Consider the following 16,314-nt stretch of genomic DNA (forward strand, 5'->3'; position numbering starts at 1 on the left):
GCATGATCGCGTCAATCGTCACGATCCGGAGGAGATACGGATGATCTCGCCGTCGAGTCCCACTGTGCCGCCCCGCGTGGAGCAACTCCAGACACCCGACCCTGCCGGCCTTCGGGAGGCGGCGACCGGGCTCGAGGCCGCCTTCCTTGCCGAGATGCTCAAGGCGGCGGGCCTCGGCCGTACGCCCGATACGTTCGGCGGTGGCGCCGGGGAGACGCAGTTCGCCTCCTATCTGCGCGAGGCGCAGGCGCGGGCGATGGCCGAATCGGGGGGAATCGGCCTCGCCGAACAGCTTTTCCGCGCCCTGCAGCAGGACGCGCGCGATGACTGATCCCGAGACGCTGTGCGACCGCCTTCTCCGCCTGCTGGACGAAGAGCGCGCGCTGCTGCGCGCCGGGCAATTGAAAGCGCTGGCCGATCTTCTCCCCCGGAAGGAGGCACTCGCCGACGAACTGGCGCAGAGCGGCCTGCCGACGCAGGCGGCAGCGCGTCTGCGCGGCGAACTGGCGCGCAATCAGGCGCTTCTCGACGCTGCGCGCGCCGGCGTGCGCGAGGTCGGCGCGCGTCTCGGCGCGATCCGCACGCTGAGGGCGACGCTCGAAACCTACGACCGCAACGGTCGTCGCGCCGCCGTGGCGACGCCGGGCGGCACCCGGGTGGAAAAGCGCGCCTGACAGGCCGGGATTTTCGCAAAATCCGCGCGACCCGGCACCCGGCTCTTAGGCCCCCGTTAGGACAACGGCGCGAGTCTGGCCCGGCATCCCGCAGGATGGCGCGGCGGGCTCCGCCGCATCGGTCAGAACGACTGTGAAACCGCCGCGGCGCATCCGCGGCCGATCATCCCGGCGAAACGCCGCCCAAGGAAGGACGACAGGACCGATGTCCAGCATTCTGACCAACAACAGCGCCATGGTCGCGCTGCAGACCCTGAAATCCGTCAACAACGACCTCTCCAAGACGCAGTCGGAAATCTCCACCGGCAAGTCGATCGCCAGCGCCAAGGACAACGCGGCCGTCTGGGCGATCTCCAAGGTGATGGAGTCGGACGTGGCCGGCTTCAAGGCGATCTCGGATTCGCTGTCCGTCGGCGAATCGACCGTCGAGGTGGCCGCCGCCGGCGCGGATCAGATCGTCTCCGTTCTGGAAGACATGAAGGAACTGGCCGTCGGCGCGACGAGCGAGACGGCCGACTTCGCCAAGATCGATGCCGACATGACGAAGAAGCAGGAGCAGATCACGCAGATCATCTCGTCCGCGCAGTTCAACGGCGTCAATCTCCTGTCCACCGATGTGGACGGCAACGGCGGGACCCAGCTCACGGTGCTGGCCTCGCTGGACCGGGCCGGCGCAAACGACTCCGGTAACGGAAACGCGCCAAGCGTGTCGAATATCGATGTGGCCGGTGTGGACTTCGAAGCCGATCTTGACGTGGCTGGCCGAACGGCGATCACCGATGCCACCACCGCCGGGACCGCGCTCGAGGAAATCGAAGGCTACCTGCAGACCGCGGTGGAGGGCGCGGCGGATCTCGGCGCCTCGGCCAAGCGGCTCAACGATCAGAGCGAGTTCGTGGGCAAGCTCACGGATGCGATGACATCGGGCATCGGATCGCTGGTCGACGCCGACATGGAGGAATCCTCGGCACGGCTGCAGGCGCTGCAGGCGCAGCAGCAGCTGGCGACGCAGTCGCTGTCGATCGCCAACCAGGCGCCGCAGAACATCCTCTCGCTCTTCCGCTGAGCCTGCGCGGCAACTGAAGCCCGGGCGGAGCGCACCCTGCTCCGCCCGGTGAGAGGCCACACCGGCCTATCCCGCAACCCCGGGGGATCCCATGCCCGCCCACGACACGCGACACGCCATCTACGCCGCGCCCGGATCGCCGACCCGAACGGGCCGCGACACGGAATACGACGCCTTCGCGCGCGTCACGCGAAACCTCGGCGCCCTGTCACGCCAGAGCGATCTCTCGAAGCTGGAGCACACCCGGCGGCTCGCGCAGGCGATACACGACAACCGGCGCCTCTGGTCGACCCTGGTGGCCGATCTTGCCGGCGACGACAACGCCCTGCCCGTCGCGCTTCGCGCGCGGCTTCTTTCGCTGGGGGCATTCGTTCAGACCTATTCCTCTCGTGTCCTCGGCGACCGCGCGTCGCCCGAACCGTTGATCGAGGTCAACACGGCCATCATGCGCGGACTGCGGCGCGAGCGCGGCCCGACATGAGCGGCCTCGTCCTGAAACTCGCCCCGCGCGAACGCGTCCTGATCAACGGCGCGGTGATCGAGAATGGGGACCGCCGCGCGCGCCTGTCGATCGTTACACCGGACGCCAACATCCTGCGGCTGCGCGACGCCATCCATCCGGAGGAGGCGACGACACCGGTCCGCCGCGTCTGCTACGCTGTCCAGCTCGTGCTGACGGGCGACGCCGAACCCGAGGCGGCGCGCCAGCAGCTCCTCCGCCGGATCGAGGAGCTCAGCCGCGCGCTCACCGATCACGACAGTCGGCGCCACCTCGACATCGCGAGCCGGGAGCTTCTCGACAGGCGCTTCTATCAATGCCTGAAGGCGCTCCGCGCCCTCATCCCGCGCGAGGACCGGCTGCTCGCCGCGCAGCGCGCATGAGCTTCCAGCCTGCCCTTCCGCTCTCCGGGCTTGCCGGCTGGCGCTTCCTGGAGCGCACCCTGGACACGCAGCAGGCCGCCTTCGCCGAGGCCCCCGCACTGGCCCGCGACGCCGACCACTTCCGCGCGCGCATCGGCGAGATCGACACGGCCGAGGCGCTCGTCGCCGACCGCCGCCTGCTCACCGTGGCGCTCGGCGCCTTCGGGCTGCAACAGGACATCGACAACCGGTTCTTCGTTCGCAAGATCCTCGAGGACGGTACGGCGCGTCCCGACGCCTTGGCCAACCGGCTTGCCGACAAGCGCTATGCCGATTTCGCGCGCGCCTTCGCGTTCGATGCGCCGCAGGGGCCGGCGACGCAACGCCCCGGGTTCGGACAGGAGGTCGCGGCGCGCTTCGAGCGGCAGAGCTTCGAGGCGGCGGTCGGCGAGCAGGACGAATCGCTCCGCCTTGCCTTGAACGCCGACCGCGAGCTTGCCGCGCTGGCCGCCGCGCCGGGTACAGAGCGCACCAAGTGGTTCCGCATCATGGGCACGCCGCCCCTGCGCCGCGTGGTCGAAACGGCGCTCGGCCTGCCGGAGAGTTTCGGCGCACAGGATATCGACAAGCAGATCGAGACGTTTCAGGCCCGCTCGGACCGGATGATCGGAACACGGGACGTGAGCGCCCTCGCCGACGCCGAAACACGCGATGCCCTGATCCAGCGGTTCCTCTTTCAGGATCAGATCGCGCGCGCGCCGGCGACCGCCGCCCCGGGAAGCGTTGCGCTCACCCTCTTGCAGAATGCGGCGCGCGGGCCATCCCTCTTCTGAGACGGTTTCCGCGGGTCGCCTTCGACCGATGCGGTGCGCGCGTCCAGGGGCGGCATGCCTTGAACGCCGCCTCGATCTGCCACCACGGCGGGGGTCGATGCGGGGGGGGGCGTCCCGCGGGCAACCTCCGGGTGGCGTCGGACGTCGCGGGCGCGCCCCGCGTTCACCCGGGCAGCCGGCGCGGTGCCGCCTCGGCGCCGCTCTGCCCCGCACGACGGCCGGGCCCCGCCGCCCGGCGCAGGATCGTCCTCAGCCTGCGGAAGCTGCCCTCCACCCCCTCCTCCGCCTCTGCCGCGAGGAAGGCCTCGATCTCTTGCCATGCGCGCACCGCCTGATCGACCTCGGGATCGCTTCCCTCGCTGTAGAGACCGGCGCGAATCATTGTTTCCGCACCTTCGTGGGCCGAGACCAGCGCACGGAGCCGCTGGATCGCCGCGGTCTCATCGGCCGTCGCGGCGCCCGGCAGGCTGCGCGACACCGACCGCGTCAGGTCCACCGCCGGGAAACGCCCCTGTTCGGCGATCGCGCGATCCAGCACCACATGACCGTCGAGGACGCCGCGCAGCATGTCCGCCACGGGCTCCTCCATGTCGGAGCCGGCGACGAGCACCGTGAAAAGCGCGGTGATGTCGCCGGCCTCCCCGCTACCGGGACCCGCGCGCTCCGCCAGGGCCATGACCTGCTGGCCGAGCGAGGGCGGATAGCCGCGCAGCGCGGGCAGCTCCCCGGACGCCGCGGCCACCTCCCGATGCGCCTCGGCGAAGCGGGTCACCGAATCGGCGAGCAGGAGCACATGCCGGCCCGCGTCGCGGAAATGCTCCGCGACCGCCATCGCCGCCCAGGCGCAGCGCCGGCGCTGGAGCGGCGAGCGATCCGACGTGGCAGCCACCACCACGCTGCGCGCCATGCCCTCCGGCCCGAGGCTGCGCTCGACGAAATCGCGCAGCTCCCGCCCGCGTTCGCCGATGAGCGCGAGCACGACGACATCCGCTTCGAGGCTGCGCGCGAAGGTCGCGAGAAGGGTCGACTTGCCGACACCGGAGCCCGCAAAGAGGCCCAGCCGCTGCCCGCGCACGACCGGCAAGGCCGTGTCGAAGAGCGCCATCCCGGTGTCCAGCCGGGGACCGAAGCCACGCCGGGCGCCCGCCGCCGGGGGGGCGGCACGCAACGCGCGCGGCGTCGGCCCGGGCAGGAGCGGCGCACCGTCGAGCGGCCGGCCGAACGGATCGATCACGCGGCCGATCCATGCCTCGCAGGGCGCGATGCCCGGCGCCGGCAGGAGCGCGACCGGATCGCCGAGCGAAACGCCGTCGGCATGGGTGTCCGGCAGCATCACGACCTGGTCCGAATCGAGGCGCAGCACCTCGCCGCCGAGGCGGCCGCCATCGCCGCGGCGCAGCTCGAGCCGGTCGCCGATCCGCGCCGTCCCGCCAAGACCCGAGACGCGCAGCACCGCGCCCTCTGCCGCAGCGAGGCGCCCGAGGGCGCGCACGGGCGCAACCTGCCCCACCGCGGCACCGAGTGCATCCAGCCGTCTTTCGCCCATGCCGTCCCCTTTCCAGCGGTCCACGGGAACGGTTTCTAAACGAATCGGGGTTAAGCCTTGATTGCACGCGATCGAGGGAGAAGCCCCGATGTTCGACACGCTGAATGTCTTTCACACGGCGCAGATGATGGCGACACATGCCGGCACACGGCATGCCGTCGTCTCGCGCAACATGGCGCACGCCGACACGCCGGGGTACCGGCCTGCCGACCTTTCCCCCTTTCACGAGGTGGCGGCGCAGTCCGCAGGCGCCATGCGCGCAACACGGCCGGGCCATCTCGGCGGTGCGCAGACCCGGCTTCCCGAGCCGGAGCCGCGCGCCGACGTCGTCACCGACCCGAACGGCAACGCCGTCTCGCTCGAAGCCGAGATGCTGACCGCCGTCGAGGCGAAGCGCGCGCATGACCGCGCGCTCTCCATCTATCGCAGCGCGATGGAGATCATGCGTCAGAGCATCGGACGCCGGTGAGGATCACGCCATGACCGATTTTTCCGACTCCCTGCAGATGTCGGTGAGCGGGATGCGCGCGCAGGCGATGCGCCTGCGCCTCGTCGCCGAAAACATCTCGAACGCCGATACACCGGGGTACCGCCGCAAGACCGTGACCTTCGAGCAGGCGGCCGGCGCAGAAGGCGCCGAGGGCGGGGTACGGAGCGGCCGGGTGAAACTCGACCGCTCCGACCTCCCCCGTATCCACGACCCCGCGCATCCCCTCGCGGACGCGAGCGGGCACTACGCGGGCTCCAACGTCGACCTCGTGATCGAGGTCGCCGATTCGCGCGAAGCGCAGCGCAGTTACGAAGCCAACCTGAAGCTCTTCGATCAGGCGAGGCAGATGTCCTCGTCCCTCCGCGAGCTTCTGCGCCGATAGAGGAGAATCCCGATGATGGACGTCCGCACCGCGCTGGCCGCGCGGGAATACGCCGCCCTGCGTCCGGCCACGGAGCCGGACGCCAGGCCCGGGACGCCGGGCGACACGCTCCGCGCCGCCGCGGGAGACTTCGCCGCCACCCTCCGCGAGGGCGAGGAGACGGCGATGAAGGCGATGACCGGCGACGCGGATCCGCATGCCCTCGTCATGTCGCTCGCACAGTCCGAGATGGCCGTGCAGACCGCGGTCAGCGTCCGCGACAAGGTCGTCGAGGCCTATCAGGAAATCCTCCGGATGCCGGTCTGATGCAAAGCGAGACCATCCTTTTCGACGCGCTGCGGCAGGGGCTCTGGATCGCGGTGGTCATCTCCTTCCCCGTGCTCGCCGCGGCGCTCGTCGCCGGTGTGACCGTGGGCCTCTTCCAGGCGCTGACCTCGATTCAGGAAATGACGCTGACCTTCGTGCCCAAGCTTGTGGCGATCGTCGGCATCTTCTGGGTGTCGATGAGTTTCATGACGCAGACGCTCGTGTCCTTCCTGCAGGAAGAGATCGTGCCGCTGATCGCCGGGGGCTGAAATGGACCATGCAGGATACGTCACGCTTGCCCGCCAGTCCGGCCTGATGCGCGAGCTGCAGGTCGTGGCGAACAACATCGCCAACATGGACACCTCGGGTTACCGCGGCGAGGGGGTGATCTTCTCGGAGTACATGCGCCGGACGGAGGGAGCGCCGGACATCTCGATGGGAGCGGCCAACGCGCGCACCGTCAGCCCCCTGCAGGGGGAGCTCGAGGCGACCGGCGCGCCCTTCGACCTCGCGATCGAGGGGGAGGGCCACTTCCTGGTCGAGACACCGGGGGGCGACCGGTTGACGCGCGCCGGCGTCTTCACACCCAATGCCGCGGGCGAGCTCGTGACGCCGGAGGGTCACCGCCTGCTCGACGCGGGCGGCGCCCCGATCTTCGCGCCGCCGGACGCCGAGAGCATCGCGATCGCCAGCGACGGAACGATCAGCGCGGGGGATCGCCCCCTGGGGCAGATCGGATTGTGGCAACCGGCCGACCCGACCGGAATGCGGCGCGAGGACGGCGTCCTGTTCCGCGCAGACGGCGGCGTGCAGCCCGGCGCACCCGGGCGCATCCTGCAGGGCTACCGCGAGGCCTCCAACGTCGACCCCATCGGCGAAGTGGCGCGCATGGTGGCCGTGCAGCGCGCCTACGAGATGGGCCAGAGCTTTCTCGACGCGGAGCATCAGCGCATCCGCAACGCCATCGGAACCTTCGTGAAATAGGAGAGCCCCATGCGCGCCCTCACGATCGCCGCGACCGGCATGAGCGCCCAGCAGACGCGGGTCGAGGTCATCTCGAACAACCTGTCGAACATGTCCACCACGGGTTTCGACCCACGCCGCGCGGAGTTCGCCGACCTGCATTATCAGCAGCACACGCGCGCCGGCACCATCAATGCCGCCGACGGCACGGTGTTGCCGACCGGTGTGCAGCTCGGCCTCGGGGTACGTCCGTCCTCCGTCTCGGTGCAGCTCGCGCAGGGGGCGCTCACGGAAACGGGCGGCGATCTCGACGTCGCCATCGAGGGCCGCGGCTATCTTGAGGTGGCGTTGCCGAACGGACAGCCCGCCTACACCCGCGACGGCGCGCTGAAGCGCGGGCCGGACGGTCTCGTCGTGACCGCCGACGGCCACGCCGTCGCGCCCGAGATCGTGATCCCGGACGATGCGCGCGCGCTCTCGCTCAACCCCGACGGGGAGCTCTTCGCCTATTTCGAGGAAGGCGGCCCGGCGCAGCCGCTCGGCCAGCTGACCCTCGCCGGTTTCGCCAACGCCAAGGGGCTCGAGGCGCTCGGATCGAATCTCTTCGCGGAAACGGAGGCCTCCGGCCCGGCCCGTCTTGCCGCGCCGGGGGAGGATGGGCTCGGCACGCTGCGGCAGGGCTACCTCGAGGACAGTTCGGTGGACGCCGTGCAGGAGGTCACCGAACTCATCGAGGCGCAGCGCGGCTATGAACTCAACGCGAAGGTGATCTCGGCCGCCGACCAGATGCTGGGCGCGACGACGCAGGTGCGATGATGCGGATCGCGCTCGTCCTCCTCCTCTGCGCCGCCGCGCCGGCCACTGCCGAGACGCTGATCGCCACCCGCCTGATCCGCGCCGAGGAGGTGATCGGACCCGGAGACGTGCAACTCGCCGAGGGCGAGGTGCCCGGCGCCCTCAGCGATCCGGCCGCGGCCGTGGGACGTGAAGCGCGTGTCGCGCTCTACCCCGGCCGCCCGGTCATGCGCGGGCAGACCGCGACGCCGGCGCTGGTCGAGCGCAACGAGATCGTCACCCTCGTCTACACGCGCGGCGGCCTCAGGCTGACCGCCGAGGCGCGCGCGCTCGCCCGCGCCTCGGCCGGCGAGCGGCTGCGCGTGATGAACCTTTCTTCGCGGATGAGCGTCACCGGCACCGTCGCGCCGGACGGGTCGATCCGCGTCAGTCCCTGAGGAGACGCCATGCGCCCTGCCGCCCTCGCCCTGCTGCCGCTCCTCGCGGCCTGCGCCACCGGCCCCATCGGCCGCCCGCCCGAGCTTACCTCGGACCCGGCCGGCTCCGAACGGGTGGCGATGCTCTCGCCCGGTCTGCCCTCCGCCGCGGCCGCAGCCTCCGACGGGGACTCCTCGCTCTGGTCGGCCGGACAGCGTTCGCTGCTCGGCGACCGGCGGGCGATGCGACGCGGCGATATCCTGACCGTCGTCATCGAGATCGACGAGCGGGCGGCGATCTCCAACGAGAGCGCGCGCAGCCGCAGCGGCTCGCAAAGCCTCGGGGTGCCGCAGCTCTTCGGGCTGCCGCAGCGCGCCGATCGCGACCTGCCGGAAGGCGCATCGCTCGGCGAGGCGGTCGAGCTCGACAGCGCGAGCGAGGCACGCGGCGACGGATCGGTGCGGCGGCAGGAGGAGCTGACGCTGCGTGTCGCCGCGACGGTCACCGATGTCCTGCCGAACGGGGTGCTGGAAATCCGCGGCAGTCAGCAGGTGCGCGTCAACTTCGAGCTGCGCGAGCTGCGCGTGCGCGGCCTCGTCCGGCCCGAGGACATCTCGCGGCGCAACGAGATCACCTATGACAAGATCGCCTCCGCCCGCATTTCCTACGGCGGGCGCGGCCAGATCACCGACATGCAGCAACCGCGCTACGGCCAGCAGGTGCTGGATGCGGTTCTGCCGTTCTGAGGGAGGCGCCGATGGGAAAGCTGCTGCCGATCCTTCTCGCGCTGGCCGGCGTGGGGGGCGGCATGGGGGCCGGGCTGCTGCTGCCGGCGGCGGAGACCCCCGAGCCCGCGGAGGCACGGGACGCGGCGTGCCAACCGGCCGAGGCGTCGCCGGAGGCTGCGCCCGCACCCGATGCGACGGACGCGCGCGACTACGTCAAGCTGCCGAACCAGTTCGTCGTCCCGGTGCTCGAGAACGACAGGGTCGCGGCGATGGTTGTGCTCTCGCTCTCGATCGAGGCCGCACCCGGGACGCGAGACGCGATCTTCGCCCGGGAGCCGAAACTCCGCGACACGCTGCTTCAGGTGCTTTTCGACCACGCCAACATGGGCGGCTTCGGCGCCGATTTCACCGAAACGGCGAACATGGACCTTCTGCGCCGGTCGCTCGGCGAGGCCGCGCAGAAGATCATGCCCGAGCAGATCAGCGACGTCCTCATCGTGGAGATGGCGCGGCAGGACGTCTGACTCGATCGCGCCTCAGCCGGTGCCGAGGATCAGGCGCGCGAGCGTCTCTGCCTCGGCGCGCCGGGCGGCGCCGGTGCGACGCTCCCGTTCCGCCTCCCGCGCGAGCGCGGCGACGCCTTCCGCCCGCCCGAGGCTCGCGCGCAGACGTGCCTCGGCCTCGCCCACCCGCGCACGCGCCAGAGCACGCTCGCCCTGCAGCGCGGCGCGGCGCCGGCGGGCCTCCTCCTGCCAGAGCGCGGCGGCGCCGATCACGTGCTGCGGGAGGCCCGCGTCATCGAGCGCCCGGCGCGCCTGCGCCTCCATGCCGGCGAGCGTCTGCGCCGCTGCCGCCTCCGCGGCACGTGCGGCGGCCAGCGCGGCCGCGTCGCGGCGGTAGCGCGCGAGGAGCACCTCGTGCAGGGTTTCGAGATCCTTCGTCACGCCGACCCCCATCCGTGGCGCGCGCGGCGGCGCATCGCATCCGCGAAACGGATCGCGGCGGCCACCGCGCGGTAGTGATCCGGCGGGATCTGGACGCCCAGCGCAACCTCGGCATGGAGCGCGCGCGCCGTCGGCGGATCACGATAGACCGCCACGCCGTTGCGTTCCGCAATCTCGCGTATCCGCCGGGCAGCCTCGTCGGTTCCCTTGGCGACACAGACCGGCGCCGTGCCGGCGGCGCGGCTCCATTCGAGCGCCACGGCATAGTGGAACGGGTTGACGATCACCACGTCCGCGCCGGGCACGTCGGCGAGCATCCGGTTGGTCGCGATCGCCTCTGCGCGTGACCGCCGCTCCTGCTTCAGCCAGGGGTCACCCTCCGAGTCCTTCGTCTCGTCGCGCAGTTCCTTGTACGACATGCGATGCCTGCGGCGATGCTCGGCCTGCTGCCAAAAGAAATCCAGCGCGCCCATCGCTCCGGCGACGCCCGCCACAAGGGCGAGGAATTCGATCGTGAGCCGCCCCATCGTCGCAACGGCCGGGCGCGGTGCGGTCATCGCGCTGGCCAGCACGATGTCGAGCCGCGCGGCCAGGAACACCGCGAGCACGGCCGAGATCACGAAGAGCTTCACGAAACTCTTGGCGAACTCGAAAACTCCGTTGCGCCCGAACTTGTTCTTCGCATTCGCGACGAGCGACACCCGCGATATCCTGGGCCGGAGCTTGTCGGGCGTGACGGTGAAGCTGCGCTGTGCCAGCACCGCGGCGAGCACCGCGAGCGCCGGGAGGCCGAACCAGAGCGCGAAGGGCGGCGCGAGGGCCGCGAGCAGGGCGCCGGTCGGCGCCGAGGGGCTGCCTTCGAAGAAGAGCGGTGCGAGGCGGTCGGCCCGCCCGATCAGACCGGCGAGCGCCGTGCCCGCAGCGCTCGCCGACCATGCACCGCCCGTCACGGCGGCAAGGAGCAGCCCGCCGTAGGCCGCCGCCGCGCCGATGTCGGTCGAGCGCGGCACTTCCCCCTTTTCGCGCGCCTGCTGCAGCCTGCGCTCCGTCGGCTCGTGCGGCTTGTCGGCGCCGGTCTCCTCCTCGCTCTGCCCCTCCATCAGGGCCGCCGCATCGGATCCGCGAGGAAGGCGAGAAGGGCGTCGAGCCAGACCGAAAGCATCACCGGCGCCGCCACGGCGAAGAGCGCGAGCCCGCCCAGCGTGATCACGGGCGCGCCGACGAACGCCACCATCAGCTGCGGCATCGCCTTGTTGATCGCGCCGAGGGCGAGATTGTAGAGCATCGACAGGATCACGAAGGGCGCGGCGAGCGTGAAGGCGAGCCAGAAGGCCCGGGCGACCCGCGCCACGCCCCACTCCGCCATCATGGCCGCCGCGGGAAAACGTCCCGCGGGCAGGATCTCGTAGGAGAGAAGCATGAATTCCGCGAGCCGGACGTGCAGACCGGCCAGCATGGCGAGCGCGAGCCCGCCCACGGTCAGCGCCTGCCCGATGGCCGGCAACGGTTCGGTCTGCGCACCCCCGAGGAGTTGCGACAGCGATGTGGCGTTGGCCGCGATGGCCCCCGCGGTCTGCAACGCCATGACGAACAGGCGCAGGCCGAGGCCGAGCGCGAGGCCCGCGAGCGTCTCGGTCGCGAGAAGGCGGAGCAGGCGGCCGAGCTCCGGTTGCGCCGCGGCGAGCGGCGGGGCGGCCGGCGCCACCACGGCCGTGAAGGCGAGCGCGAGCGCGAGGCGGACACGCAGCGGAACCATGCGATTGCCGAAGCCGGGCAGGACCGCCGCCATTGCGCCCACCCGCAGGAAGACCACCGCGCCCTGCCAGAGCACGTCCTCCGCCAGGCCCGCGAGCTCGGCCAGCGCGTTCATGCAGCGACCGTGCCCACGAGCGCCGGCCGCGCCTCGAGCCCGATTTCCTCGAACGAGAGAACCGGGTTGCTGACACCCTTGGCCCGCAGCACCGTCCGGAGGAAGCGCCGGCGTCTGCCGCTGGTGACGAGTGCGGGATGCACGCCGCGCTCGCCCGCCGCGCGCATCTCCGCCGCGACGCCGTCGCCGAGGCGATTGAAGAGGTCGGGCGGCAGCGCCACGTCCAGTGCGCCCGGCCCGGCGTCCACCTGGTAGCCGGCGAATGTCTCTTCCCACTCCGGATCGAGCTGGAGAAGCGGCAGGCTCCCGTCCTCGCGCCGGAGCTCGGCGACCAGCTGGAAGCCGAGCCGCTGGCGCACCTGTTCGCAGATCGCCTCGGGACTGGCATGCGTGAGCCGCGCCTCCGCGATCGCCTCCAGGATGAGCGGCAGATTGCGGATCGAGACCTGTTCCTCGAGCAGAAGGCGCAGGACCCCGTGCAGCACGTCGAGCGGCACCCGGTCCGGCACGAGCTCGTCGAGCAGGCGGCGGTTGGCCGCCGCGCGCGCCGGATCGGAAAGATTGACCATCTCGTCGAGCAGGCGGCGCAGCGCACGCAGGGTCAGGAGGCGGCCGAAATTGCGCTTGATCGTCTCGAGAAGATGGGTGGCGAGCACCTCGGCCGGCGTCACGACCGTCGCCCCCGCCAGCGCCGCGTGCTCCTGCACCTCCGAGGCGATCCAGCGCGCGGGCGCGCCGTAGACGGGTTCCTGCACATCGTCGCCGGCGGGCAACCCGCCCGGCGCGTCGCCGGCGAGCGCGAGGACATGGTCGGGCAGCAGGCGGGCGCGGGCCTGCTCCACCCCGAGAACGCGGATCACATAGGTGCCCTCCGGCAGCGCGGGATCGTCGGTCAGACGGATTTCCGGCATGATGAGACCGTAGGCGGCGGCGATATGCCGGCGCATGTTGGCGATGCGCGCGTCGAGCCCCGTACCCTGATCGAGCACCATCCCGACGAGATCCGGGGCGAATTCGAGATGCACGTCATCCACCTCCAGCACATCGCCGAGGGGGGGTGGCGCGGCCGGGTCCGGCCCGGCCTCCGACGCCTCGGGCGCGTCACCGGCCGCGGCCGTCTTGCGCTGCAGCAGGAGGGCCGCCCCGCCCAGCACGACCGCCCCCCCGAGGAACGGCAGAAAGGGCAGACCCGGGACAAGCGCGAAGAGCGTCATCAGCAGCGCCACGGTCGTCAGCGCCGCGGGGTAGCGGCCGAGCTGCGCGAAGAGCGCGAAATCCACCGAGCCCGTCGTGCCCCCGCGTGCCAGCAGCAGCCCGGCCGCGGTCGAGATGATGACCGCCGGGATCTGGTTCACCAGCCCGTCCCCCACGGTCAGGATCGCGTAGGTTTCGAACGCCCGCCCGAAGGCCATGTCATGGGCGAGCACCCCCATGGCGAGGCCCATCACGAGATTGAGGAGCGTGATCAGGAGGCCCGCGATGGCGTCGCCCTTGACGAATTTGGAGGCGCCGTCGAGCGACCCGAAGAAGGTGGTTTCCTGCTGTTCGCGCGCACGCCGTTCGCGGGCCTCCGCGTGGTCGATGGCGCCGGCGGACATGTCGCTGTCGATCGCGAGCTGCTTGCCCGGCATGCCGTCGAGGGCGAAGCGCGCGCCCACTTCGGCCATGCGCGCAGCGCCCTTGGTGATCACGGCGAAATTGACGATCAGAAGCACGCAGAACACCACGAGGCCGAGTGCGACGCTGCCGCCCATCACGAAATCGGCGAAACCCCGGATCACGTCCCCCGCGGCATGCGTGCCGGTGTGCCCCTGCCCTATGATCAGCTTGGTCGAGCTGACGTTGAGCGACAGTCGCAACATCAGCGAGGCAAGGAGCACCGTCGGGAACGCGGAGAAGTCGAGCGGCCGTTCGATGAAGAGCGTGACCGTGAAGATCAGGATAGCCAGCGCGAAGGACGCGGCGAGCCCGATGTCGAGGATCCACGCCGGCATCGGCAGGATCATCATCGCGATCACCGCCATCAGCGCCACGGCAAGAAGGATGGTCGGGCGGAACAGGGTCTGCAGGTTCGCCGTCGGCATCGCGCTCACCCCTCCGATGCGAAAAGCGGACGGGCGCGGCCGCTGTCGACCGGCACGAGGGACCCGGCACTGCCCGGCGCCCCACCGGCGAGCAGCGGAAAGCCCGGCGACGCCTCTCGCCCGGGTGGCCGCGGGGCTGCGTCCGGCGTGGGGTCGAGACTGGCGAGAACGGAGCGAAAGCGCGCCTCGTAGCGGCGGGCGAACTTCGGTGTGCGCGAGTGATAAGCGCCGGCCGCCGCCGTCCAGTCGCCGGTTTCTGCATGGAGATCCCGCAGGAAGCGCGCGGCGTAAAGTGCGCCGGAGCGCGGGTCGGTCATCTCGGCGAGGGACCGGAAGGCATGCGCGTGCCAGCGGTGATTGATCTGGAAACATCCCAGGTCGAAGTTCCGTGCACCTCGGTCGGCATGCCGGCGGACGTAGGACAGCAGCGCCGCCCTGTCGTCGAACCAGCGGCCATCGCCCTCCATGTTCACGGTCCAGGGCCAGGGTTCGAGGCGGCCGTCGCGGGGGCGTCCGGTCTCGACCCGCGCGATCGCGCGAAGGATGCGAAGGGGCACACCGGTCTCCGCTGCCGCGACGCGCGCCGCGGAGTCGCACAGCATGGCATCGCGGGCGAGGGCGGGTGCAACCGTCAGGGCAAGGGCGAGGCAGACCACGACGAGACGTGCTGTCGCCGCGATGGGGCGCACCGGTGCCCGACCGGCTGTCGCGGCGCCGACATGCAGCGTCCAAGGGTCGGGCTGTTTGCCGCAGAGCCGTCCGCAACGCCGCATTTGCATCCTTTTGGCCAGCATCTTTCGCCTCCAGCGCCTTCTGCACCTGATCACGACGACTCGTGTCTTGCCCGAGGGTCGCCCGCGTCGGTTTCGAACCGGTTAGCAGCCACAGCGAAAAGATCGCTTTCCGCGCGAACGACGCTCAATCAGCGTCCGGACCCACGAAGCGGGCAAGCAGCGAATCGAGCGCCTGCCGGGTCTCGGCGCTGTCGGCGAGGAGCGCGCGATGGCGCTCGAGGACGGTCCGGCCCGCGCCCGGATCCGGCGGCCACGCCTCTTTCGCGGGATCGTGGTCTCGCGCCCCTGTCCCGTCAGGCCCGCCACCGGGAGGGGCCACCGCCATCCCCTCTGCCACGGGATCCAGCGCCGAAGGCGCTTCCGTGGCAACCGTCACCCCGGCCAGAAGGCGATGGCGGTCGGCTTCGTCCTCCATACCGGCCGAGGAGAAATGCTGCGCCGCCGCACCGTGATCGCCACCCGCAACCCGGGCGCGGGCGCGAAGACGGTCCGCCGCTGCACCCTCCACCGCGACAAGCTCCGCCTCCGCCGTCAGCGGACGACCGAGCTGCAAGGCGGCGCGCGCCCGCAGCAGTTGCACGCGGTCACTGCGGGCGGGGCCCAGCCAGTCGAGCGCCGTTTCCGCGAAGCCGAGGTCCAGCAAGCGCTCCGAAACCGCCTCGGCCGCGGGCGCCGGAAGCTCCCCGGGCCGATCCGCCATGCCGAAGACGCGGCGCAGGAAGGCGCCGTCATCGGGGCCGTCGGCCACCGCGGACCAGAGCGGGCCGAGCGTCGCCGGACGGTCATACGCGAGGTCGGCCGCTTCCGTCGCCTCCACCGCGGCGAGCGCACCGTCGAGGTCGCCCGCGCCGATCAGCGCGAGAACGCGGGCCCGTCGCAGCCGTGCGCCGAGCGGTCGATCCCGGTATTCGCGGGCGTAGCTTGCTGCGAGCTCGGCCTGATCCTGCGCGATCGGGCGACCGGCCTCCGAACGGGCTTCGATCAACGCCGCGAGGGCACGCGGCGCTTCGGGGCTTTCCTCCGCAGCCACCCGGGCGAGACGACGCTCCGCCTCCGGGCCACGGTCGGCGACGAGGGCCGCTTCGGCGTTGGCGAGGTCGAGCGCCGGCAACGGTGCCGGCGTTACCCGGGTCACCGCATCGAGGACTGCCGCGGCTGTTTCGGGCCGGCCTGCCGCACGAAGCCGCGCCGCGAGATCCGGTGCGACGTGACGCCGAAGATGCACCGGCAGCGCCTGGAACGCGCGGCGAACGGCGGAGGCGTCTATCGTTTTTCCGTTCTCCAACGGCTTTTCGGGTTCGAGGATCGCCCAGAGCGCCGCCGGCCCGCGGCAATCGCGCTGTCCCGTGAAGCGGGGCGGCGGCCCGCTCTCCCCGGCGGGGATCCCGGAGGTGGGGCGGCCGCCGATCCGGTCGAGGATCTTCGCCATCGAGGTGAGGGCGCCAGCCTCTTCCGAAGACAGGGCCGGCCGAGCGAGGGGCAGGACTGCGCGCGCCTCCGCGCCGAAACCCATGTGCACGAACAGCCGCACCAAGTCGGCTGCACGCTCGGGATTCGCATG

At 71.3% G+C, this 16,314-nt stretch carries 22 protein-coding genes; 15 read left to right on the forward strand and 7 right to left on the reverse strand.

The genetic code is table 11. The features are described from left to right. Positions 1-40 precede the first annotated feature (40 nt). The 6 genes from ACESL7_RS00285 (at position 41) to ACESL7_RS00310 (ending at position 3,434) form a co-directional block, all read left to right on the forward strand. Complete coding sequence (locus tag ACESL7_RS00285) at positions 41-331, forward strand: rod-binding protein (RefSeq protein ID WP_372890253.1); 291 nt, start codon at positions 41-43, stop codon at positions 329-331. Further along, entirely contained in the window at positions 324-674 is a 351-nt protein-coding gene (locus ACESL7_RS00290; RefSeq protein ID WP_372890255.1) for a flagellar protein FlgN, read from the forward strand. Before ACESL7_RS00285 ends, ACESL7_RS00290 begins: the two co-directional genes overlap by 8 nt. A gap of 205 nt (positions 675-879) precedes the next feature. Then, positions 880-1,740, forward strand: a complete 861-nt coding sequence (locus ACESL7_RS00295) for a flagellin N-terminal helical domain-containing protein (protein WP_372890257.1) — start codon at positions 880-882, stop codon at positions 1,738-1,740. A gap of 91 nt (positions 1,741-1,831) precedes the next feature. Next, on the forward strand, positions 1,832-2,221 hold the full coding sequence (gene flaF, locus ACESL7_RS00300) for a flagellar biosynthesis regulator FlaF (RefSeq protein WP_372890259.1): 390 nt from the start codon (positions 1,832-1,834) through the stop codon (positions 2,219-2,221). Beyond that, positions 2,218-2,622: a flagellar biosynthesis repressor FlbT gene (gene flbT, locus ACESL7_RS00305; protein WP_372890261.1), complete on the forward strand. Its 405-nt coding sequence runs from the start codon at positions 2,218-2,220 to the stop codon at positions 2,620-2,622. The genes flaF and flbT overlap by 4 nt, the downstream gene beginning before the upstream one ends. Continuing rightward, positions 2,619-3,434, forward strand: a complete 816-nt coding sequence (locus ACESL7_RS00310; RefSeq protein ID WP_372890263.1) for a DUF1217 domain-containing protein — start codon at positions 2,619-2,621, stop codon at positions 3,432-3,434. Before flbT ends, ACESL7_RS00310 begins: the two co-directional genes overlap by 4 nt. Before the next feature lie 163 nt (positions 3,435-3,597). On the opposite strand, the gene ACESL7_RS00315 is transcribed toward ACESL7_RS00310, so the two are convergent. Then, a complete protein-coding gene (locus ACESL7_RS00315) occupies positions 3,598-4,980 on the reverse strand; it encodes a FliI/YscN family ATPase (protein WP_372890265.1) in 1,383 nt (460 codons plus the stop codon). An 88-nt stretch (positions 4,981-5,068) separates the two neighbouring features. On the opposite strand from ACESL7_RS00315, the gene ACESL7_RS00320 reads away from it, so the two are divergent. From ACESL7_RS00320 to ACESL7_RS00360, 9 genes are read left to right on the forward strand one after another with little or no spacing between them, the layout of a single operon-like run. Next, positions 5,069-5,449: a FlgB family protein gene (locus ACESL7_RS00320; protein WP_372890267.1), complete on the forward strand. Its 381-nt coding sequence runs from the start codon at positions 5,069-5,071 to the stop codon at positions 5,447-5,449. Between the two features lie 10 nt (positions 5,450-5,459). Further along, positions 5,460-5,852, forward strand: coding sequence for a flagellar basal body rod protein FlgC (gene flgC, locus ACESL7_RS00325; RefSeq protein WP_372890269.1), 393 nt, complete (start codon positions 5,460-5,462; stop codon positions 5,850-5,852). 15 nt (positions 5,853-5,867) lie between these two features. After that, a complete protein-coding gene (fliE, locus tag ACESL7_RS00330; protein WP_372890294.1) occupies positions 5,868-6,158 on the forward strand; it encodes a flagellar hook-basal body complex protein FliE in 291 nt (96 codons plus the stop codon). Next, positions 6,158-6,427, forward strand: coding sequence for a flagellar biosynthetic protein FliQ (locus ACESL7_RS00335; RefSeq protein WP_372890271.1), 270 nt, complete (start codon positions 6,158-6,160; stop codon positions 6,425-6,427). Before fliE ends, ACESL7_RS00335 begins: the two co-directional genes overlap by 1 nt. 1 nt (position 6,428) lies before the next feature. After that, positions 6,429-7,142, forward strand: coding sequence for a flagellar hook-basal body complex protein (locus ACESL7_RS00340; RefSeq protein ID WP_372890273.1), 714 nt, complete (start codon positions 6,429-6,431; stop codon positions 7,140-7,142). Between the two features lie 9 nt (positions 7,143-7,151). Continuing rightward, on the forward strand, positions 7,152-7,937 hold the full coding sequence (gene flgG / locus ACESL7_RS00345; protein ID WP_372890274.1) for a flagellar basal-body rod protein FlgG: 786 nt from the start codon (positions 7,152-7,154) through the stop codon (positions 7,935-7,937). Continuing rightward, a complete protein-coding gene (gene flgA, locus ACESL7_RS00350) occupies positions 7,934-8,353 on the forward strand; it encodes a flagellar basal body P-ring formation chaperone FlgA (RefSeq protein ID WP_372890276.1) in 420 nt (139 codons plus the stop codon). The genes flgG and flgA overlap by 4 nt, the downstream gene beginning before the upstream one ends. Before the next feature lie 9 nt (positions 8,354-8,362). Next, positions 8,363-9,079, forward strand: coding sequence for a flagellar basal body L-ring protein FlgH (gene flgH, locus ACESL7_RS00355; RefSeq protein ID WP_372890278.1), 717 nt, complete (start codon positions 8,363-8,365; stop codon positions 9,077-9,079). A gap of 11 nt (positions 9,080-9,090) precedes the next feature. Beyond that, the gene (locus tag ACESL7_RS00360) at positions 9,091-9,585 is read left to right on the forward strand and encodes a flagellar basal body-associated FliL family protein (RefSeq protein WP_372890280.1); all 495 of its coding nucleotides are present in this window, start codon (positions 9,091-9,093) and stop codon (positions 9,583-9,585) included. A gap of 12 nt (positions 9,586-9,597) precedes the next feature. Here ACESL7_RS00360 and ACESL7_RS00365 read toward each other — a convergent pair whose 3' ends face one another. The 6 genes from ACESL7_RS00365 to ACESL7_RS00390 form a co-directional block, all read right to left on the reverse strand. Then, entirely contained in the window at positions 9,598-10,005 is a 408-nt protein-coding gene (locus tag ACESL7_RS00365) for a hypothetical protein (protein ID WP_372890282.1), read from the reverse strand. Next, complete coding sequence (flhB, locus tag ACESL7_RS00370; protein ID WP_372890284.1) at positions 10,002-11,105, reverse strand: flagellar type III secretion system protein FlhB; 1,104 nt, start codon at positions 11,103-11,105, stop codon at positions 10,002-10,004. The genes ACESL7_RS00365 and flhB overlap by 4 nt, the downstream gene beginning before the upstream one ends. After that, positions 11,105-11,875: a flagellar biosynthetic protein FliR gene (locus tag ACESL7_RS00375; protein WP_372890286.1), complete on the reverse strand. Its 771-nt coding sequence runs from the start codon at positions 11,873-11,875 to the stop codon at positions 11,105-11,107. Before ACESL7_RS00375 ends, flhB begins: the two co-directional genes overlap by 1 nt. Next, a complete protein-coding gene (flhA, locus tag ACESL7_RS00380) occupies positions 11,872-13,959 on the reverse strand; it encodes a flagellar biosynthesis protein FlhA (protein ID WP_372890288.1) in 2,088 nt (695 codons plus the stop codon). The genes ACESL7_RS00375 and flhA overlap by 4 nt, the downstream gene beginning before the upstream one ends. A 5-nt stretch (positions 13,960-13,964) precedes the next feature. Then, positions 13,965-14,516: a lysozyme family protein gene (locus ACESL7_RS00385; protein WP_372890290.1), complete on the reverse strand. Its 552-nt coding sequence runs from the start codon at positions 14,514-14,516 to the stop codon at positions 13,965-13,967. Positions 14,517-14,877: 361 nt separating this feature from the next. Continuing rightward, positions 14,878-16,314 (reverse strand): serine/threonine-protein kinase (locus tag ACESL7_RS00390; protein ID WP_487247748.1); only part of this gene is annotated, 1,437 nt, incomplete at its 5' end.

This window comes from Rhodosalinus sp., assembly GCF_041685465.1.
In the GTDB taxonomy this organism is placed as follows: Bacteria; Pseudomonadota; Alphaproteobacteria; order Rhodobacterales; family Rhodobacteraceae; genus Rhodosalinus.